General features: G+C 41.6%; 17 protein-coding genes. 11 read left to right on the top strand and 6 right to left on the bottom strand.

All coding sequences use genetic code 11. The features are described 5' to 3' along the window. Nucleotides 1-162: 162 nt before the first annotated feature. Together ACEN9X_RS15485 and msrA are read right to left on the bottom strand one after the other, a co-directional pair. Entirely contained in the window at nt 163-969 is an 807-nt protein-coding gene (locus ACEN9X_RS15485) for a 5'-nucleotidase, lipoprotein e(P4) family (RefSeq protein WP_413666002.1), read from the bottom strand. Nucleotides 970-1,111: 142 nt separating this feature from the next. Next, a complete protein-coding gene (msrA, locus tag ACEN9X_RS15480; protein WP_413666001.1) occupies nt 1,112-1,657 on the bottom strand; it encodes a peptide-methionine (S)-S-oxide reductase MsrA in 546 nt (181 codons plus the stop codon). Between the two features lie 115 nt (nt 1,658-1,772). Here msrA and ACEN9X_RS15475 point away from each other — a divergent pair, with 115 nt between their 5' ends. Next, nucleotides 1,773-2,165, top strand: a complete 393-nt coding sequence (locus ACEN9X_RS15475; RefSeq protein ID WP_413666000.1) for a DoxX family membrane protein — start codon at nt 1,773-1,775, stop codon at nt 2,163-2,165. A gap of 681 nt (nt 2,166-2,846) precedes the next feature. On the opposite strand, the gene ACEN9X_RS15470 is transcribed toward ACEN9X_RS15475, so the two are convergent. Then, nucleotides 2,847-3,647 carry a CPBP family intramembrane glutamic endopeptidase gene (locus ACEN9X_RS15470; RefSeq protein WP_413665999.1) on the bottom strand — a complete coding sequence of 267 codons (801 nt, stop codon included), beginning with the start codon at nt 3,645-3,647 and terminating at the stop codon, nt 2,847-2,849. An 869-nt stretch (nt 3,648-4,516) separates the two neighbouring features. On the opposite strand from ACEN9X_RS15470, the gene ACEN9X_RS15465 reads away from it, so the two are divergent. Further along, a complete protein-coding gene (locus tag ACEN9X_RS15465; RefSeq protein ID WP_413665998.1) occupies nt 4,517-6,178 on the top strand; it encodes an alpha-L-fucosidase in 1,662 nt (553 codons plus the stop codon). An 81-nt stretch (nt 6,179-6,259) separates the two neighbouring features. Next, the gene (locus ACEN9X_RS15460; protein WP_413665997.1) at nt 6,260-7,396 is read left to right on the top strand and encodes an acyltransferase family protein; all 1,137 of its coding nucleotides are present in this window, start codon (nt 6,260-6,262) and stop codon (nt 7,394-7,396) included. 465 nt (nt 7,397-7,861) lie between these two features. Here ACEN9X_RS15460 and ACEN9X_RS15455 read toward each other — a convergent pair whose 3' ends face one another. After that, nucleotides 7,862-8,764, bottom strand: coding sequence for a LysR family transcriptional regulator (locus ACEN9X_RS15455; protein ID WP_413665996.1), 903 nt, complete (start codon nt 8,762-8,764; stop codon nt 7,862-7,864). A gap of 100 nt (nt 8,765-8,864) precedes the next feature. On the opposite strand from ACEN9X_RS15455, the gene ACEN9X_RS15450 reads away from it, so the two are divergent. Beyond that, a complete protein-coding gene (locus ACEN9X_RS15450; protein WP_413665995.1) occupies nt 8,865-9,503 on the top strand; it encodes an NAD(P)H-dependent oxidoreductase in 639 nt (212 codons plus the stop codon). Further along, on the top strand, nt 9,469-9,759 hold the full coding sequence (locus ACEN9X_RS15445) for a putative quinol monooxygenase (RefSeq protein WP_129568643.1): 291 nt from the start codon (nt 9,469-9,471) through the stop codon (nt 9,757-9,759). The genes ACEN9X_RS15450 and ACEN9X_RS15445 overlap by 35 nt, the downstream gene beginning before the upstream one ends. A gap of 313 nt (nt 9,760-10,072) precedes the next feature. On the opposite strand, the gene ACEN9X_RS15440 is transcribed toward ACEN9X_RS15445, so the two are convergent. Beyond that, nucleotides 10,073-10,396 (bottom strand): hypothetical protein, encoded by a 324-nt coding sequence (locus ACEN9X_RS15440; RefSeq protein WP_413665994.1) that lies wholly within the window; start codon nt 10,394-10,396, stop codon nt 10,073-10,075. A 412-nt stretch (nt 10,397-10,808) separates the two neighbouring features. On the opposite strand from ACEN9X_RS15440, the gene galB reads away from it, so the two are divergent. The 6 genes from galB to ACEN9X_RS15410 all read left to right on the top strand — a co-directional run bounded on the left by galB (nt 10,809) and on the right by ACEN9X_RS15410 (nt 19,511). After that, nucleotides 10,809-13,238, top strand: coding sequence for a beta-galactosidase GalB (gene galB, locus ACEN9X_RS15435; RefSeq protein WP_413665993.1), 2,430 nt, complete (start codon nt 10,809-10,811; stop codon nt 13,236-13,238). 241 nt (nt 13,239-13,479) lie between these two features. Further along, the gene (locus ACEN9X_RS15430; protein ID WP_413665992.1) at nt 13,480-14,298 is read left to right on the top strand and encodes an SDR family NAD(P)-dependent oxidoreductase; all 819 of its coding nucleotides are present in this window, start codon (nt 13,480-13,482) and stop codon (nt 14,296-14,298) included. A 360-nt stretch (nt 14,299-14,658) separates the two neighbouring features. After that, nucleotides 14,659-15,549, top strand: coding sequence for a helix-turn-helix domain-containing protein (locus ACEN9X_RS15425; protein WP_413665991.1), 891 nt, complete (start codon nt 14,659-14,661; stop codon nt 15,547-15,549). A gap of 105 nt (nt 15,550-15,654) precedes the next feature. Continuing rightward, nucleotides 15,655-18,102 (top strand): bifunctional YncE family protein/alkaline phosphatase family protein, encoded by a 2,448-nt coding sequence (locus ACEN9X_RS15420; RefSeq protein WP_413665990.1) that lies wholly within the window; start codon nt 15,655-15,657, stop codon nt 18,100-18,102. 111 nt (nt 18,103-18,213) lie between these two features. Beyond that, nucleotides 18,214-19,083 carry an aldose 1-epimerase family protein gene (locus ACEN9X_RS15415; RefSeq protein WP_413665989.1) on the top strand — a complete coding sequence of 290 codons (870 nt, stop codon included), beginning with the start codon at nt 18,214-18,216 and terminating at the stop codon, nt 19,081-19,083. Nucleotides 19,084-19,172: 89 nt separating this feature from the next. Next, nucleotides 19,173-19,511: a hypothetical protein gene (locus ACEN9X_RS15410; protein ID WP_413665988.1), complete on the top strand. Its 339-nt coding sequence runs from the start codon at nt 19,173-19,175 to the stop codon at nt 19,509-19,511. 312 nt (nt 19,512-19,823) lie between these two features. On the opposite strand, the gene secG is transcribed toward ACEN9X_RS15410, so the two are convergent. Beyond that, nucleotides 19,824-20,192 carry a preprotein translocase subunit SecG gene (secG, locus tag ACEN9X_RS15405; RefSeq protein WP_413665987.1) on the bottom strand — a complete coding sequence of 123 codons (369 nt, stop codon included), beginning with the start codon at nt 20,190-20,192 and terminating at the stop codon, nt 19,824-19,826. Nucleotides 20,193-20,201: the final 9 nt, after the last annotated feature.

Below are 20,201 nucleotides of genomic sequence, written 5' to 3'. Positions count from 1 at the left end.
CAAACATTTAATTATTTTATTAAACTAAGTAAAAAACCTTTTAGCCAAAAAAACAATTAAAACAGCGGAGGTATTATCATGTAAATATACGCAAATACAGGCAATTAAGTTGCATATCCTTCCCCTGCCAACTCCTTATCAACCGCTCAGTAACAGAAAATCTTATTGATCTGCTTTAATCTTTGCTCTGATCACCGAATCTTTTTGAGCCGGGGCAAGCTTGTAATTATATTGAAATAGGGCACCTTCAAAATCTCCGTATGAGGGATTAGGAATAACAATGTACCTGCTGCCAAATTCTTTTTGGAGCTTTTGGGTAGTCGCGATCCTGCTGTCTTCGGCCGGGTGATTATCATATAGCAGGTCAAAATCGGGCAGGTTATCGCCGCAAAGCAGCAGAATATTATGTGTTTTTAAAACGTTAAGCCTCCGTGCCTCTTTGCTTGACGAGGTGGTTTTCAACTGCAGGTGCTCATCATCAGCATTGGGCAAACCATACAGCTGCAGGTTTTTAAGTGTAGAGGCCCGCTCATTTTCATTACGATTAGTAATATAAAATATAGTGATCCCTTTTGATGCTGCATATTTAAAAAAGGCAGGGGCTCCCGGTACCGTATCGGCTACGGCTTTGTCTGTCCACTGTTTCCAGGTGGCATCGCTGTAATCTAAATTTTGTAAAGCGCGATGAACATCATATGGACTGTTATCCAGTAAGGTTTCATCAATATCGGTCACAATAGCTAAGGGCTTATCACCCGGATTCTTAATTCCTTCATCAACCCTCAGCTTAGCTATGTTATAGGCCTGAAAACATAATGCTTTGTATTCTGCCGCCCGCTGCTGCCATAATGAGGCCCAGATCTTTCCATCGTTGGTGATGCTGGTATTTGAACTTGCTGTTTTTTTAACGGGTGCACAAGCGCTCAATAATAACAGGCCCGATAGTAGATAGTTATAGCTTTTTTTCATGTTGGTTGATGGGAGATGTTTCCGGATAAACTTAAACTATATGTCATGCTGAACTTGTTTCAGCACCCTACACGCCCATCAGCCATAGCGTTGACTTAGCAAATGGGATCCCGAAATAAATTCGGGATGACCATTATATACTTTACAACAACTCCGGTTTTATTTTATCCTTAAACTCTTTGGCAAATTTATTGAGTTTTGGCTGGATAACAAACGCGCAATACGACTTGTTAGGATTATCGTTGAAATAGTTCTGATGATAATCTTCGGCACTGTAAAACTCACTTGCAGGGGTTATTTCGGTAACAATCGGATCGTCATAAACATGCTCAGCGGTAAGCGTTTTGATCATAGCTTCTGAAGCCTGCTTTTGCTCATCATTATAATAAAAAATAGCCGACCGATATTGTGTACCTATGTCATTACCCTGGCGGTTAAGCGTAGTTGGGTTATGGGTTTTAAAGAAAACCAATAACAATTCATCAAATGAGATCACATCGGCATCATACTCCAGGTGGATCACTTCTGCATGACCGGTAGCGCCTGTACAAACCTGCTCGTAAGTTGGGTTTAAAACTTTACCGCCCATATAACCGGAAGTTACCGATGTTACACCTTTAAGCGATTGGAAAACGGCTTCGGTGCACCAAAAGCAACCGTTGCCGAAAGTTATTTTTTGAATGTTCATATGTCCTGTTTTATCAAAAGTAATGCCTGTTTAAACGGTTAGGTATGAGGCCGATTTGAATATGTCAATTAAATTACTAAACTTAGTGTTTAACCTTATATTAAACCTATTAATTATGAGAATTGCAGCATTAATTGCCCGCGTTTTGCTGGGCCTCATCTTCGTGGTATTTGGTTTAAACTTCTTTTTCCAGTTTCTGCACATGGCTCAACCGCCCATGACCGATAAGGCCCAGGCATTTAGCGGCGGGTTATTTGGTTCAGGCTATTTTTTCCAGTATATGAAAGTGATAGAAATAACAAGTGGTCTCTTCCTGCTTATAAATCGCTATACTGCATTGTTTGTATTGATACTACTGCCTATTTCGCTTAATATATTCCTGTTCCATGCCATTTTGGCACCAGCGGGTATACCTTTGGGATTGGCGGTGATGGTTTTACAGGTGTTTTTGTTGTTTGCTTACCGTAAATATTACACAAGCATTTTTACAGCTAAGCCAACGGTTTAAGCACTAATTAAGCACTAAAGGCTCAAAACAACAATATCCAATGTAACAAAGCGTGTGTCCCATTTTTTTGATTCCCGAAAAAAAATAAAAAAAGCACCGGTGTTTCTTTTTCTGTAAATGAAAAGTGTTCCATTTTTTGAGTGTGAAACACCGAAACGGATAAATTATGAAACATACTGGTAATCAGCAATTTAAAATTGCACCTGAAACATTATTAAACAACTGATTATCAAGCAATAAAAGTTTTTTTGAGCATAAATTCAACGTTTCAAATCCAGGCATTTTATCTGGATTTTTTTACTTGCTTTTTGGTGATTTTTTTTGAGTTTTTTCGAAATACACACTGTTGGTGATCATTGTACTGACAGCACGGTGCCACCATTATTTTGATTTGGCTTCGTAATTAAAGCAATCAACCTGAGAGAGGTAAATTCGCTTTTTTATAAAAGTTCCGGCCAACTGATGCAGTGAATAACACCAACCACAAGCAAAAACTCCAGAGATTGTTTACATTGCATTTAGCGGGGGCGGCACTATCACGCTGACCTCCCGCTGAATGATTGATTATCTGAACTACTTTATCGCTATAGATAATTATAAAAGTGAATATGTTTTCAAATAAAGGCAAGTGAATCCCTGCCTGTCTTTTTTACGAGGGATTCAATGCAAAAGGGGTTAAATTTAATTTTGAGGTGATTTATAAAAATAAAAGGCTGCTATGGCTACTAACATAATTGCTACATACGAAACCTGAACTACCATTTGATTTGAAGATTGAAATGCTTCCGGAACTATGGCGTTGTACATCCCCTTTTCAAGTTTAAACCCCATATACCATTGACTAAAATTCCAGGCCGTATGTATCCCAAGAGGCAGTGCGATACCCTTGGATCGAAGGGCAGCAATACCAAACAATATAGCGCCTATGGCAGCACCAAAAATTGCCTGTACCCAAGTATATCCCCCGGCCAAATGCTCTAAAGTAAAAAATACAGCAATAATCGCCTGGGCCTTCCAATTGCCAATAGAGTAGGCAAGACTGCGCAGGGGGTAGCCTCTGAACGCAAGTTCTTCACGAAGGGCTATCAATAAATACAAAAGGAACATGGCTATTGCTATAGCAAACGAGGCGCCTTTAAGTGGTCTTAACGAGATGTGGCTAAAAAAAACAACAGTAGCCATATGAAGTCCGGAAATCAACAATCCAATTATCAATCCCAGCACAACTTTAAAAAATGATCTCTTAGAAGGGATTACACCTATATTGCTAAGTGATAATTTTTCCCATTTTGAAAAAGGGATTGTTATTAAAAAGACCCAAACGGACGCCGTGCCTGTTAGCAAAATATTGCCCCAAGGCTCCGAAATCCCCTTAAAAAGGATAGAGCAGATGATAAGAATAGCCGCACAGAAAACGCAGAACAGTATTGCCCTTAACAGTGTATATTTCCAGTTTTTGGGGTATTGTTCTTTGTGTTTCACAGGCAGTAAATTATTGATTTATTATACCTTTGGATCCCTGTCCTGACAAGATAAATACTGCGTCTGGCGTTACGAATCTAAATACTTTTCTCAAATATTGTTTGAACAGCATCACAAACTATTTTGCACTTATATTAGTTTCCGGATAAAATCAATTGTTACAAAAAACTTTCATTTTAACCTGTGGCTATGTTAATTATCGCACTATTAAACACGCCCCTCCACCCCTCTCAAGAGCTTAAGTTAATCCGCAAAGTCTAAATACACACTAAAAGTTTACGATTAGGAGACTTCGCTGGAGTCGACTATTTCTTTAAATTTTATCTATAAACAGGAGGCCTCTCTGAAGCCTAATGGCAGACCGGGCATACTGATTATATTATAAATATTACCGGCCCCAGCGGGGCCACGTGTTTATAACTCTAAAAGGGCACGTTTTTCGGCAGGTGCCTTCTATTGAAATTTCAGGCTGATAAATTTTATGGGCAAACTTAAACTCTCGAAAGAAAGGGGGATCGCATATCCCCGTCCTTTTTTGTCTGAATTAGCAGCTCCTAAAACCATTTTAATTTGTGGCCGGGTTATAGGCTGAAACAGGCTTATAACCGTTAAAAAGTCTGTTATGTACAAAAATTGGTCGTTAAATGTAAAAAATATCCATTCTGATAACAATATCTTCGAAACTTTAAAATACTAATCAGCAACTTACACATAAACCTGACTTTATTATAAAAATCATCAGGATGGAAACAATTGATGCGGCAGTTCCGCAATTGTTGTAATGACTTGCGATGTGTGACAGTAGATTTTAATAATACATAAAGCCGAATCCGCCAGGCGGGCTTCTATAAACCGACATAATTTTAAGAATGAAACGCAGAACATTAATTAAAGGACTGGCCACCACTCTACCATCGTTATGGTTAACGCGGGCATTAGGCAATAGCTTTTTTGAAGGCCAGCCTTTAAATGAACCAATCGCAAATGGCCCGTTCAAACCCACATGGGAATCGTTGCAAAATTATAAAACCCCAACCTGGTTTCGTGATGCCAAGTTTGGCATATGGGCACACTGGGGGCCTCAATGCCAGCCCGAAGCCGGCGACTGGTATGCAAGAAACATGTATCAGGAAGGGTCGCCGCAATATAAAATTCATCTTGAAAAATACGGACATCCTTCAAAATTCGGATTTAAAGACGTGATCAATGAGTGGAAGGCTGAAAACTGGAATCCCGAAGAATTGGTGAGTTTGTATAAAAGCGCAGGTGCAAAATATTTTATGGCGCTTGCCAATCATCACGACAATTTTGATTTATACGATAGTAAATATCAAGCGTATTGGAACTCAACTAAAATTGGCCCAAAAAAAGATTTGATTGGCGGATGGGCAAAGGCTGCGCGAAATAACGGACTGCCATTTGGAGTAAGTGTCCATGCCTCGCACGCATGGCGCTGGTATGAAGTGGCACAACGCTCAGATAAGGCGGGCCCCTACAAGGATATTCCTTATGACGGAAAGCTCACAAAAGCAAGTGGAAAAGGAAAATGGTGGGATGACCTGGACCCGCAGGAACTGTACGCACAAAATCACCCGTTGAGCAAGGATAGTTTAGACGATAATTTCAACGTTGAGCAATGGGACTGGACCAATGGCGTATGTCCGCCGTCCAATGCATATATCGAAAAATTTTATAACCGTACTATAGAGCTCATCGATAAGTACAACCCGGATGTTGTTTATTTCGATGATGACCAGCTTCCGCTTTGGCCGGTTAGTGATACCGGCTTACGCATTGCTGCTCATCTTTACAATAAAAGCATTAAAGAACACGGAGACCTCCGCGCAGTCCTTAACGGAAAAAAGCTAAATGAAAAACAACGCAAAGCGATGGTTTGGGATATTGAGAGAGGGCAAGCCAACCAAATTCAACCCTTGCCATGGCAAACCGATACCTGCATTGGCGGCTGGCATTATGATCGGGCATTGTATGAACGCGACGGATACAAATCAGCCAAAACAATCGTTCAAACGTTGGTTGATATCGTAAGTAAAAATGGAAACCTGATGCTAAACATTCCGGTAAGGGGTGATGGTACCATTGATGAAAAAGAAAGAAAAATAGTTGAAGATATTGGCCGGTGGATGAAAGTAAACGGTGAAAGCATTTTTGCTACAAGACCATGGAAAATATTTGGTGAAGGACCGGCGCTGGAAGAGGCAGCCCACCTGAGCGACCAGGGTTTCAATGAAGATAAGGGGAAACAGTTTACACATGAAGATATTCGCTTTGCAACCAAAGGCGATATACTTTATGCTACCGCGATGGGCTGGCCTGAAGACGGAAAACTGGTAATTAAAAGCCTGGCAAAAGGCAGCAGTCGTTTTACAAAGGAAATTCAAAAGATAGAATGGTTGCCAACAAAACAATCTTTAAACTTTGAAAGAAATGAAAATGGTTTACTTATTTCTTTGCCCGAAAAAACAGCTAATGATTTAACTTACGCAAATGCGGTAAAGATTTTTTCGTGAAGCATTTAAACTAACTACATAGCATAAAATACGCTGAACGAGTGATCTCTGTTAACTGCAGGTAAGGAATAAAAAGCTTTTATGACACCACAACGATATTATAAGCCAGAGCTGGACGTACTCCGGCTTTGTGCCTTTCTTTTCGTTTTTTTTACTCACCGAATGGATCTTGCCCCCATCGATCCCGCGAAAAACTATTGGGCTTATCACTTAAGCTTAGTTGGAGTATTTGGTGTCCCGCTATTTTTCTTTCTGAGCGCATTTTTAATAACAGAATTGCTTTCAAGGGAACAAGAATATTCGGGTAAAATTAATGTGAAAGCTTTTTACACAAGAAGAATACTTCGTATCTGGCCATTGTACTTTACCTTCTTTTTTGGAATGGTGTTAGTTACCCACCTTTCAGATAAATTCGGGTATATTTCGTCAGGCACTCAAATGGCATTTAGTTTATTTTCCGGTAACTGGTATATTACTTTCAATGGCTGGCTTCCATCATATCCTATTAACCCGCTCTGGAGCATTTCTTTCGAAGAACAGCTTTATATTTTACTCCCCTTGCTGGTATTTTATACCGGCAAACGAGGGCTAAAATTGTTTTCATTTCTTGCACTTTTGGCAGCTTACTCAACTATTATCTATTATGCGCAAAAGCCAACAGCCGGATTTAGTGGTGAATGGACAAACAGTTTTGTGCAATTCCAATTTTTTGCGGCAGGAATCCTTTTATCCGTTTATTTAAAAGGCTGGCAGCCTCAATTGCATGTGGTTGCACGGGTTGCCTTATTTATAACCGGGCTCATATGCTGGCTGTTGGCCTCAATGGTATGCGAAGTTCATGCGGATTCGCCGCACCTCGAAACCATTCCGCAGGCAATAGGTGGCTGGCTGTTGATCCTTGCCGGCGTTATACTGTTCTTTTTTTCCTTGTATGGGAGCCAGCCAAAAAACATGCCGGCCCCGTTAGCGTACCTCGGTCGCATATCTTACGGGATGTATGTGTTTCACATCACTATTTTTTGGCTGGTGTATCAGGTATTTAAAGATGAACTTGCTTCTTTTAGCACCATGATTGGTTTATACGAATGGAAAAACAACGTTGGTTTCGTTATCGCATTTCTTGTAACGGTTATTATATCACTATTGTCATATAATTTTTTCGAAAAACCGTTTCTGCGAATAAAAAAGAGATTTACGATCATTCCGTCAAGGGATTAACGCCATCGCAAATAATAAAACCCAGCGGACTTTGAAGGGTGAAATGACAAAGCAGAAAAAGACTTACGAAGTTTTAAAAACTTCGTAAGTCTGGATTCGACTACTTGCCATGGGCAGCGTTATAGAAGATTTTGCTTGTGGGTGGTGCCTACAGGTATTCGGAAGATGAAGATCGGTTGGAAATCCTGGTCAAAAAATCCATGTCATTGCAAGGAGCGGCATCGGCAAAAGCACTTGGGGCGACGCGGCAATCCCGTAGCTATACAGGGCGGGTATGTACTGGCTACGAGGTTGCCGCACCACGCTTATGGCAACGTAATTGCAAATCATTGATTGTTAAGTATATTTTCTTTGATCGATTTATAAACATGGGCGTTGCCTGCGGCCCGGGCTTTACGCTGCAAATCCTCGCCCCGGCACTGCGCTCGAAGGCCTGAGCGGGCTGTGGGTTTTCCGCTGCAATCCCTAACGCGGCCCCATCTCCCGTTCAAAAATCTCCTGCACCATGGCTATCTGTTCTGCATAAATTGATTTTTTGCGGGTGCCGAAGTACAACGTATTTTCTATCTTATTATATCCCTCCCAAAGCAATTTGATATTGCCGCTATCCCGCTCTTTTCTTGAAAGAAAATCAGGGATCACTGCAATTCCTTTACCGTCGCTCAGGCAGCGCAGAATTGACCCCATGTTGGGCACAATAAAATTGGGTTTAAAATCGGGCCTCTTGCCAAAGTTGATGTGCCAGAAGCGCCGAAGGTGTTCCATATCGCCCGATGAGCCATACCAGATTTGAGCTTTGAGCCAGGTTTGAATCTGATTAAGGTCCTTAGTTTTCAAAAGTTCATTAAATTCATCGGTGGGCGTTTGTGCCCCGGCCAGCACCACTATCCGTTCTTTAAAGAAAGGCTTATATTCAAGCCCCTTATAATCACCTTTATGCGGTGTTACAATCATATCCAGGATGCCACCGTCCAGGTCGGCCAGCATTTCGGGATATTCACCAAATTTAATGATCACATTAAAAGGCAGCGTGGGCAGATAGGATTCAAGCGTAAACTGAAACGTTTCAAAACACATGCCTATACTTATGGTAGGCACATCCTTTTCGGTACTTTTATGAAAATGCCGCTCGGCTTCTTCCAACTTGCTGATAGACTCCTGGATATAATTGTACAGGATCTTTCCCCGCTCGGTAGATACCATTTTGCGCGAAGTACGATCAAACAGTTTATAGCCTACATAGCTTTCCAATGAGCTTAAATGCAGGCTCACTCCCGGCTGAGAAATAAACAAGGCCTCGGCCGCGCCGGTTAGCGAACCAGTTTCATATATCGCCTTAAACGTACGGAACCATTCAAAATTAATCATAGCCAATCTATTATAATTATAATACAAAAGTATAAATTATACTATTTTAATAGTAGATAATCCAGCAGTAATTTTGACAAAAATTAAAACACGAAAATAAATGACAAACATATTTGTAATAAACGGCGGGCAGATCTTCGGCCACTCCGGCGGAAAATTTAACAAAACATTATTAGATACCACTGTACAATATTTCACTGAACACCCCGATTTTGAGGTACGCTCAACAGATGTTAATAACGCTTATGATCCTATGCAGGAGGCCGAAAACTATAAATGGGCCGATGTGATCATTTACCATACCCCGGTTTGGTGGTTCCAGGTACCACATGCTTTAAAGAAGTATATAGATGAGGTTTTCACCGCAGGCTATCAAAACGGTATCTACCGCAGCGACGGCCGTACTGCCGAAAACCCTGGTATTAATTATGGCACCGGCGGACTGATGCACGGCAAAAAGTATATGCTTACAACCTCGTGGAATGCACCGCTTACAGCTTTCACCCTACCAGGCGAATTTTTCAATGAGCATAGTGTTGACGAAGGGCCGATGTTTGGTTTTCATCGCATGAATGCTTTTACCGGCATGCAACCTTTAGAAAGTATCCACTTTTATGATGTGATGAAAAACGCTAATATTGAGGAGAACCTGCAACGCTACCAGGAACATTTAAATAATCTGTTTACTCAAAACAACCCAAACCATGAAAATTTACTTAACAGCCTTAGTGAAGTGTAAGGCCGGCACCACTGCCCAAATGAAAGATTTTTTGGATAAGCTGGTAGCAGCGTCCCGCCAGGAAGAAGCATGTTTACAATACGAGCTGTATCAATCAACCACAGATGAAACCCAGTTTATTTTTCACGAAACCTGGGCCAGTCAGGAGGGGCTTGATCAGCACGTTAAGCAGGAGCATTTTCAACTATTCAGTAAGCAAATAGCTGATATTATAGATGGCCCGCTTGGAATATATAAAACGGATAGGGTTCATTAAAAACACCTGTTTAACAAAAACTGCCCCGGTTTTCACCCCGGGGCAGTTTTTGCTATTTACTGCAGGTTTTATTGCAATCGCCCGAGGCTTTGCATGATTTGCTGCAATTATCTAAACATGTTGGCTTGGTGCATGACTTAGCACATTTAGTGCAGTGGTTCATTTTGTTATTGCAGCAAGGCGTATTAGCAAACGAAATATTACATATAGTAAACAACATCACAGTAGTGATGAAAAGAAATTTTTTCATGATTTTTAAATTGAATGTTTAATAAAAAGATACACTATTGAAAATAGGCAGATGTTCTTTTTATCAAACTTTCGGAGGGTTCCAGCAGGCGTTTGCGTAATCGGATAAATTGCCCACCAGGTAAGGCAAAGCGGCTTTGCTATTAACAGAAACAGCAACAACCTCAGCGCTGATAGTTTCAGCTTTTAAGAAACAGCAATTATTGCATGACAGTATGGTCATGCACATACCACCGTCACATCCTTTTTGCCCGCCATGGTGTTTCTGCGGCATATTAGCCATATGATGACAGCATTCTTTCGACATGTTATTCATTGGCTCCGCTTTCCCTTGTATAGTGGAAATGAGCACCATAAAAATTAACATGATAAAGGCGATTGCTTTCATTGAATCCTGAAACGGAATATTTGCGAAAATAGTATGAGATGATTTGAAATTAATTTTTCGACTATACATAAACCTCCATCCGGCCACTATTCATCCTTCAGCATATCAATAGCCTGCTCATATTGTTCAATTAAACCCGGTACCCGGTCAACTAAGCGCGGATTCAGGCAACCTTATCAGATATTTAATAAATTGATTGTCAATAATATAAAAACAAATAATCGAATTTATGTTAACCCTATCACCCCACTCGCCGCTGGCTAAGTTGACGGCTATGGAGTTGCTACTCATAAGTTTAATTTCCCTGTTTAGGGATTAAGTTTTCGCATCTACTTATTTACGGCATTCCTTTGCTTTTGAGCTATTATTTATAATTTAGTGTCCAAAATACAATTAATCCCAAAACGATATTATGTCATCAATAAAATCACCCGGGGCTAAGGTTTATAAGTATGCAATGCTGGCTATCCTGATGCTGGCTACACTAAAACCCTTTGCCCAAACCCGCCAAAAACTCGATTTTGATAAAAGCTGGCGCTTTAACCTTGGCGCTGTTGAAAACGGCGAAAAGGTAACGCTGAATGATAGTAAATGGCGCGCGCTTAATCTGCCCCATGACTGGAGTATCGAAGGCACATTTTCAAAAGATAATCCTGCCACTCCCGAGGGCGGTGCCTTACCAGGCGGCATCGGTTGGTACCGTAAAACATTTACTGTTCCGGCCTCGTCAAAAGGCAAGCTGGTTTATATTGATTTTGATGGCGTATATCAAAAAAGTGATGTGTGGATCAACGGCCATCACCTTGGCTTCAGGCCAAATGGGTATATCTCTTTCAGGTACGAGCTTACGCCTTACCTGAATTTTGGCAGTAGCAATGTTATCGCTGTTAAAGTCGACAACTCTGTACAACCAAATTCGCGCTGGTATTCAGGTTCGGGTATTTACCGCCATGTGTGGCTCGAAACCACCAACAAAATCGCTATTGATCATTGGGGTACTTATGTAACTACAAGCGATGTAAGCGCATCATCAGCTAAAGTTAATGTACAGGTACAACTGCGTAATAATGAAGTTTCGCCATCATTATTTATCAGCACTAAACTTTATGATGCCACCGGTAAAATTGTTGCAATCAGCGAACAAGCTACATTGGAAGCACGGATTAAAAACGCTGTACTAACAACTGATAATGCGCTTACGGTGAAAAATCCTGTGTTATGGTCGGTTGAGAAACCTTATTTGTATAAAGCGGTAACACAAGTTCTGGAAGGCAAAAATGTGATTGATGAATACACTACTACCGTAGGCATCCGCTATTTTAATTTTGATGCTGATAAAGGTTTCAGTTTGAATGGCAAGCCAATGAAAATCTTAGGCGTTTGCGATCACCATGATCTTGGCAGCCTTGGTGCTGCTGTTAACACGCGAGCGCTTGAACGCCAGCTGCAAATGCTAAAGGCGATGGGCTGTAATGGCATTCGCACCTCGCACAACCCCCCGGCCCCCGAACTGCTTGACCTTTGCGATAAAATGGGCTTCATAGTAATGGATGAAGCTTTTGATTGCTGGGAATGGAAAAAGGCTACTTATGACTATCACCTGTATTTTAAAGAATGGCATAAACGCGATCTGGAAGACCAGGTAAAACGTGACCGCAATCACCCCAGTATTATGATCTGGAGTATCGGCAACGAGATCCCTCAACAGGCCGATAGCAGCGCATTGCGTATTGCGCCCGAACTGGCTGCCATTGTTCACAGCTTGGATAAAACCCGCCCGCTTACTACGGCTAATGATCGCCCGGATACCACAAACAAAATTGTAAAATCGGGAGCTATTGATTTGATTGGTTATAACTATCACCAGTTTGATTATGCTAAATTTCATGACCGCTACCCGGGTAAAAAGTTCATTGCAACCGAAACTACTTCGGGTTTGGAAACTCGTGGTTATTATGAAATGCCTTCAGATAGCATCAGGGTTTGGCCTACCAACGATGATAAACCTTTTGTAAGGGAAGGCAACAACGTTTCGGCATATGACAACACCCGACCACCATGGGGATCAACCCATGAAATGACCTGGAAAGTGATGAAAAAGTATGATTTTCTTTCGGGCATGTTTATCTGGACAGGTTTCGATTATCTTGGCGAGCCTACTCCATATTCATGGCCATCGCGCAGTTCTTACTTCGGGATCATTGACCTGGCCGGCTTCCCTAAGGATGTATATTATATGTACCAAAGCGAGTGGACCAATAAAGATGTGCTCCACATTTTCCCGCACTGGAACTGGGAACCAGGCAAAATGATTGATATCTGGGCATACTACAACAATGCCGATGAAGTTGAACTATACCTGAACGGTAAATCATTAGGTATCCAAAAGAAAACAGGCGACGACCTGCACGTAATGTGGCGCGTAAAATATGAACCGGGCACCTTAAAAGCAATATCACGCAAAAACGGCAAAACAGTATTAACCCGCGAGATCCATACCGCAGGTGCCCCTGCAAAAATTGAACTTACGGCAGACCGTTCGCAAATCAAGGCCGATGGCAAAGACCTTTCGTTCGTTACCATAAAAATATTGGATAAAGACGGTAACGTTGTGCCGGATGCGAATAATAAGGTAAACTTCAAGATCAACGGCGAAGGTTTCATCGCCAGCGTTGATAACGGCGATCCGGTTAGTCATGATCCGTTCAAAGCAGATTACCGCAAAGCATTCCACGGCCTGGCCTTAGCCATTGTTCAGGCAAAAGAAAAAGCCGGAACGATAACTTTAACCGCTTCGGCTGATGGTTTACAAAGCAGTACATTAGTATTGAAAAGCAAGTAACCTCACCCCGGCCCTCTCCTTTGGAGAGGGAGTTTGAAGTATATACAAATAAAACCCGCCTCCTTGAGGTGGGTTTTATTTTTTAATGTATAACGAATTTCTGTCGACATTTTATTTCTAATGACACGCTGATTACCAATTACAAGCCTCAGCGTAAAAATGTATCAGTGTTCCCTACTTCTGTATAAATCGCCTTGCATAAGGCCCGCTAATTTTGTCTTATCATTTAAAAACAACAAAAATGGCAAAGACAATTTTCATTACCGGTGCATCACGTGGCTTCGGTAAATTATGGGCCGAAGCATTATTGCAAAGAGGCGATAAAGTAGTAGCAACTGCTCGTGATTTGAGCACATTGGATGACCTGGTAAATAAATATGGCGACAATATTTTACCACTGCAACTGGACGTAAACGATCGCGCTGCGGATTTTGCAGCAATTAATAAAGCAAAAGAACACTTCGGCAGTATTGACGTACTGATCAATAACGCAGGTTACGGTTTATTCGGCAGTATTGAGGAGACCACCGAAAAAGAAGCTCGCGAACAAATGGAAACCAACTTTTTTGGCTTATTATGGCTATCACAAGCTGTTTTACCTGTAATGCGTGAGCAAGGCTATGGTCATATCATCCAGCTTTCGAGCGTATTGGGCCTCATCACCCTGCCTGTATTGGGTATCTATAACGCATCTAAATTTGCGGTAGAAGGTTTAAGTGAAACCCTGGCCGCCGAAGTAAAAGGCTTCGGAATAAACGTTTCCCTGGTTGAACCAAACGGCTTTGCAACTGATTGGGCTGGTGCTTCTGCCGCGCAAACCACTGCGATGCCTGAATATGACGGTGTACGTGCCGCTTTCCAGGCTGGTTTAACTGATGAAATTTTCGGTGTACCTGAAGCAACTACAGATGCCGTGCTTAAATTGATCGACAGCGAAAACCCTCCGTTACGTTTATTCCTGGGAAAATATGCACACCCATGGGTTAAACAAACCTATGAAGGCCGTGCTGCCGAATGGGATAGCTGGAGCGAAGTAGCTAACGCTGCACATGGTAAATAATGTGAGTTTAGGATAAGAAAAAACGATGTCATTTCGAACGAACAAGGAGGGTTTGCGAAAGAAGGGTGAGGAGAAATCTTCAACGCCATGTTTAACTAATGCATAGTCAATTTGCATGCGTAGAAGATTTCTCTTTCGCTCCATACCTCAGTCCCCGTTGCTCTATCGAAATGACATTTTTTATTATTAAGATAATTTTTCTATCCCGAACTCAGGGTAAATAATTAATACCATATATAGAGCCTCTTAGTTATTGGCTTTAAGCTTTGTGCATTTTGCTTTTAACCTCTATAATAAATGGTATTCTACTGACATAATCTACGCCGCAATCCGGCGTAGATTTGTTTAACTTTATTAATCATGCAGCATTTTAAAAATTTGGCCGACATGCACCGGTCTAATGGTTTCCCAATGCCGGAGAACCCGCTTTTCAGTTTGTACAGGTGCACCCATACCTGCGGATTTGGCGACAGGGAGTTTACATCTGATTTTTACATGATCGGGTTTAAAAAACTTAAAGCCGGCCAAATCATGTATGGTCGTACCAAATATGACCATGATAACGGCAGTATGATGTTCATCAAGCCCCGACAGGTTATCCAGTTTAACAGTGTGGAGTATGATGAGGACGCGTTTATCATGTTCATTCACGAGGATTTCCTGAATGGTCACTTTTTGCATAACGAAATCAATAAATACGCCTTTTTCGATTACGAAGCCAACGAGGCGCTGCACCTTTCGCCGTCGGAAGAGCAGATCATGTGGGACCTTTACTATAAGATAGAGGCCGAATACCACAATAATACCGACGAATACAGCCGCGATATTATGCTCACCCATATTGATTCGATCTTGAAATACTCGCAACGGTTTTACAAACGCCAGTTTATTAACCGTATGGAGCTTTCGGGTAAAACGGTATCGAAATTTAATGAAGTGTTGGCCGCCTATTTTAAAAACGGGTTGCTGCTAACCCAGGGATTGCCCTCTGTTAATGCATTAGCGTCGCAGCTTAATTTATCACCCCGTTACCTGAGCGACATGCTTAAGCAGGAAACAGGAAAAACGGCTATAGAACTGATACACATTTACCTTATAAACGAAGCAAAAAACCGCCTTAAAAGTGATTATCAAAGCGTTTCGGAAATAGCCTATGAACTCGGCTTTGAAAATCTGCCGTATTTTTCGCGGTTGTTTAAAAAGGAAACAGGCATCAGCCCCAACCAGTTCAAAAAGCAATTGCTTAATTAACAATCGGATAACCTAACACGGAAAAGTCCAATTCTATATTAAGTTTCCGTTAACACACCTTTCAGGATAAAACGTTTTTGTAATTTTGACTACAATCGTTTTCTTATGAAACTAAAACTCATCGCCGGCATTGCATTTCTAAGTGCTGCGCTACAATCCTTCGCCCAAACTCCGGGTAAAATCGAGCAAACAGGACGGGTGTTATTGCCTAACGGATGGAAACTTAGTCCGGCCGGAACATCTTTACCTCTGGGCGATCTGCCGCTTAATATGCAGCTTTCATCATCAGGTAAGTTGTTAGCTGTTACTAACAACGGTCAAAGCACCCAGTCGGTTCAATTAATTGATCCTAAAAGCGAAAAACTGCTTGATGAGGTAATAGTTAAAAAATCGTGGTACGGACTTGCCTTCAGCCGCGACGAAAAAAAACTGTATGCATCAGGCGGCAATGACAACTGGATTTTGGTATTTAACATCGCCAATAACAAACTCGGCACACCCGATACCATTAAGTTAGCCCCAAATGCATGGCCTAAAAATAAGGTATGCCCCACAGGTATGGTAACCAACAAAAGCAACAGTCGTCTTTATTCGGTTACTAAAGAAGACAGCACCCTTTATATTATCGATCCTGAAAAAAAAGACGTCCTTAAACAGGTAAAACTACCTGCCGAAGCTTACAGCTGTATTTTATCGCCCGATGAAAAAACACTGTACATTTCTTTGTGGGGAGGAGATATGCTCGGCTTTTACAACATTGAAAAACAAACACTCAGCACTATCAAAACCAGCAGCCATCCTAATGAGCTGCTTTTGGATAAAAAAGGAAAATTCCTGTATGTGGCCGATGCTAATGACAATGCAGTATCGGTAGTAAATACTACTACGCATAAAATAATAGAAACTATTTCTACAGCCCTTTACCCTACCCGCCTTACCGGTTCAACCAGTAATGGGTTGGCACTATCGCAAAACGGAAAAACATTGTACATAGCCAATGCCGACAACAATTGCCTTGCTGTATTTGATGTAACGGTACCGGGCAGCAGCAAAAGCAAAGGTTTTATCCCCGTAGGTTGGTACCCTACCAATGCAAAAGTATTGGGCGATAAAATCCTGGTGTCAAATGGCAAGGGCTTTTCATCAATGGCCAACCCAAGAGGCCCGCAGCCGGTTAAAAAAACCGATAACAGCGGATATAAACAAGGTGCCATCAACAGCCGTGAGCAATATATCGGCGGCTTATTTAAAGGTACGCTGTCATTTATCAATACACCAACTGATGCGGAACTGAAAACTTATACCAAACAGGTTTATGCCAACACACCGTTTACTGCTAAAGTTGAAAAAACAGCCAAAGGCGAAGAAGGCAATCCTATCCCCCGCCGGGTAGGCGAAAAATCGCCAATTAAATATGTATTCTACATTATTAAAGAAAACCGCACTTACGACCAGGTTTTAGGCGATATGCCGCAGGGCAACGGCGATACTTCACTGTGTATCTTCGGTAATAAGGTAACACCTAACCACCACGCCATAGCCAACGAATTTGTGTTGCTTGATAACTTCTACGTTGATGCCGAAGTAAGTGCCGACGGGCACAACTGGAGCATGGCCGCCTACGCTACCGATTTTGTGGAAAAAACATGGCCAACCAGTTATGGCGGCCGTGGGGGTAATTATGATTTTGAAGGAACCCGTAAAGCAGCCTACCCACGCGATGGTTTTATATGGGATTATTGTAAACGCGCCGGTGTAAGCTACCGTACTTATGGTGAATTTGTAAGTGATGATAACCCCGGCAAGGCAAACTTAAAATCGCTTGAAGGACATTTTTGCCAGCAATCGCCGGGCTTTGATTTAAGCGTTAAAGATGTAAAACGTACTGAGATCTGGGCGCATGATTTTGATTCGTTATTGACTATAAATGCTGTACCGCATTTTAATACAGTGCGTATTTCAAATGATCATACCAGCGGACAGCGCAAGGGCGCAATATCTCCTATTGCAGCTGTTGGCGATAATGACCTTGCCATAGGTCAGTTTATCGAGCACCTGTCACATAGCTCTATCTGGAAAGAATCCGTAGTGTTTATCCTGGAAGATGATGCCCAAAACGGGCCCGATCATATCGACGCGCACCGCTCACCGGTATTTGTAGCTGGCCCTTATGTAAAGCGCAACGCGGTGATCCATGGCATGTATTCTACATCCGGCGTTTTGCGTACCATGGAGCTTATTTTAGGCCTTCCGCCGATGAGCCAGTATGATGCCGCCGCCATGCCGCTATATGATTGCTTTACCAGCAAACCCGACCTTACACCCTATACAGCCAAACCGGCACAGGTTGATTTAGAACAGCGCAACATAGCAGTAAATGAAAGCAGCAAACGTTCTGAACTATTCAATTTTGCTAAAGAAGATGCAGCACCCGACATCGACCTGAATGAAGTGGTTTGGAAGTACGTAAAAGGCGAATCATCTGTCATGCCCGCGCCAAAAAGGAGTGCATTTGTAATTTTAGAACCTAAAAAAGAACAGGATGATGATTGATTTGTTAACTTCGTTTAACCGGAAGTTGTCCAATTAACGAATCCTTTATATATTGGTTTAAAGCCCGGCTATTTTTTTTTTTAGCCGGGCTTTCACATTAATTATACTCCTATGATCACTCATTTAGAAAACGAGCACATTAAAGTAGCTATCGACACCAGAGGCGCGCAGCTTAGTTCATTTATCAATAAGGCCACAGGCATTGAACACATGTGGCAGGGCGATGAAAAGATCTGGCCATGGCATGCTCCAAACCTTTTTCCAATAGTTGGCGGCTTAATTAATAATGAGCTTTTAGTTGATGGTGAAAAATATGCGATGTCACGGCATGGGTTTGCCCGGCAGTCGGAGTTTTTTTTATTGGAGTCGGATGAAACATCGGCAAGTTACTCGTTACCCAACTGCGAGAATACGCTCAAGGTTTATCCCTTTAAATTTGATTTCCAGATCTTGTACCATCTTATCGATAATGCGCTCCGCATTACCTATAAAGTGATCAACCTTGATAAAAAATCGATATATTTTTCTGTTGGCGGACACCCGGCCTTTAATGTTCCTTTTAACAAAGGCGAAAACTATGAGGACTATTACCTGGAGTTTGAAACTGAAGAACATTTTGATACACATCTTTTATCAAAAGATGGTTTTTTTAACGGCGTAACACATCCCGTACCAACTCCTAATAAAAAACTTTATTTAACCCGCGATCTGTTTAATGACGATGCCCTGGTTTTTAAAGATTTAAAATCGCGCATGATAACCATTAAAAGCGACAGGCATGATCAAACCCTGGCACTTGAGTTTCCACATTTCAATTATGTTGGTTTATGGGCCAAACCAGGAGCCGATTTTGTTTGCATAGAACCATGGCTTGGCTGCGCCGACACGCAGGGCAAACATGTAGATATTAAAGAAAAAGAGGCTATCCTGAAATTAAGCGTGGGGCATGTTTTTGAATCGGCTTATTTTGTTTGCTTATAAACATTTAGGTTACAATAATTTTATACTTAGGTAAAACATTTTTCACACTTTTTCTCTTTCATAGAAAGAATCACTTAAATATTAAAACTATGAAAACTAAAGTTTATTTATTAGCTCTTACTTTGTTGCTGTCGTTTACAGCGTTAAATACTTTTGCTGCCGACACCCACGCGCTTACCCCGCTAAGCAAGGAAGAAATAGCAACCATGACAACCGAGCAAAAACAAGCCCGTGTTGAGGAGATCAAAGCCCGTGTTAATGAGATTAAGGCAATGGATAAATCGGAGCTTACAAAAGCTGAGCGAAAAGAATTGCGTACCGAATTAAAATCAATGAAAAAAGAGGCCAATGCCCTTGGCGGTGGTGGTATTTACCTTTCTGTAGGCGCTATCATCATTATTATTTTGGTATTGATCCTGATATTATAATCCGGGCACATTGTATAACAAAAACGCCTCCGACGAAAATCGGGGGCGTTTTTTGTTGGGGTTATCTTCTATTATTTGAATAATAACAGCGTTGCCATTTCGACGAACAGCCCGGGGCTGCGAGGGAGAAGTGAAGAGAAATCTTATACACCCTACATAGCGGCTTGCATGGTGTATAAGATTTCTCTTTCGCCCCTGTGCTCGTGACTATCCCCGCTCTATCGAAATGACATTTTTTTTCATTCCATTTAAAACAAAAAAGCCCCCGGGATCATTCCGGAGGCCTTCAATATATCTTAATTAATTATTTTATTATTTTTTGCTGCTATCAGCTGCTTTAGGTGCCGGTGTAGCAGACGGCGTTAATGCCGGAGTTGCCGATGGAACCGAGTTAGTTGGTTTTGAAGCCTTTTCAATTTGCTCACGTAATGCAGGGTTATCTGCATTTGTTGATGAACCACCTTTTACAGCTACGTTAATAGCTAATGACAATACCATAAGGGTGATAGCTAATGCCCAGGTACCTTTTTCTAAAAAATCGCCGGTTTTTTGTACACCCATTAATTGTGATGAGCTTGAAAAATTTGATGCCAAACCACCGCCTTTAGGGTTTTGGATAAGTACGATAAGCCCTAACAGAGCGCATACAATTACGGTAACAATGATTAAAACGATATACATTTCTTTATA

Origin of the sequence: Mucilaginibacter sp. Mucisp86, from assembly GCF_047324315.1 — a bacterium.
Taxonomy (GTDB): Bacteria; Bacteroidota; Bacteroidia; order Sphingobacteriales; family Sphingobacteriaceae; genus Mucilaginibacter.
Note: the sequence above shows the minus strand (reverse complement) of the source record. Positions and strands in the feature narration are given on the sequence as shown.

Excerpts from the sequence above, each read along its gene's own strand:
- galB (WP_413665993.1), top strand. The coding sequence starts at position 10,809 with ATGTCATCAATAAAATCACCCGGGGCTAAGGTTTATAAGTATGCAATG.
- msrA (WP_413666001.1), bottom strand. The coding sequence starts at position 1,657 with ATGAACATTCAAAAAATAACTTTCGGCAACGGTTGCTTTTGGTGCACC.
- ACEN9X_RS15455 (WP_413665996.1), bottom strand. The coding sequence starts at position 8,764 with ATGATTAATTTTGAATGGTTCCGTACGTTTAAGGCGATATATGAAACT.
- ACEN9X_RS15410 (WP_413665988.1), top strand. The coding sequence starts at position 19,173 with ATGAAAACTAAAGTTTATTTATTAGCTCTTACTTTGTTGCTGTCGTTT.
- ACEN9X_RS15465 (WP_413665998.1), top strand. The coding sequence starts at position 4,517 with ATGAAACGCAGAACATTAATTAAAGGACTGGCCACCACTCTACCATCG.
- ACEN9X_RS15475 (WP_413666000.1), top strand. The coding sequence starts at position 1,773 with ATGAGAATTGCAGCATTAATTGCCCGCGTTTTGCTGGGCCTCATCTTC.
- ACEN9X_RS15425 (WP_413665991.1), top strand. The coding sequence starts at position 14,659 with ATGCAGCATTTTAAAAATTTGGCCGACATGCACCGGTCTAATGGTTTC.
- ACEN9X_RS15485 (WP_413666002.1), bottom strand. The coding sequence starts at position 969 with ATGAAAAAAAGCTATAACTATCTACTATCGGGCCTGTTATTATTGAGC.
- ACEN9X_RS15445 (WP_129568643.1), top strand. The coding sequence starts at position 9,469 with ATGAAAATTTACTTAACAGCCTTAGTGAAGTGTAAGGCCGGCACCACT.
- ACEN9X_RS15440 (WP_413665994.1), bottom strand. The coding sequence starts at position 10,396 with ATGAAAGCAATCGCCTTTATCATGTTAATTTTTATGGTGCTCATTTCC.
- ACEN9X_RS15450 (WP_413665995.1), top strand. The coding sequence starts at position 8,865 with ATGACAAACATATTTGTAATAAACGGCGGGCAGATCTTCGGCCACTCC.
- ACEN9X_RS15460 (WP_413665997.1), top strand. The coding sequence starts at position 6,260 with ATGACACCACAACGATATTATAAGCCAGAGCTGGACGTACTCCGGCTT.
- secG (WP_413665987.1), bottom strand. The coding sequence starts at position 20,192 with ATGTATATCGTTTTAATCATTGTTACCGTAATTGTATGCGCTCTGTTA.
- ACEN9X_RS15420 (WP_413665990.1), top strand. The coding sequence starts at position 15,655 with ATGAAACTAAAACTCATCGCCGGCATTGCATTTCTAAGTGCTGCGCTA.
- ACEN9X_RS15430 (WP_413665992.1), top strand. The coding sequence starts at position 13,480 with ATGGCAAAGACAATTTTCATTACCGGTGCATCACGTGGCTTCGGTAAA.
- ACEN9X_RS15415 (WP_413665989.1), top strand. The coding sequence starts at position 18,214 with ATGATCACTCATTTAGAAAACGAGCACATTAAAGTAGCTATCGACACC.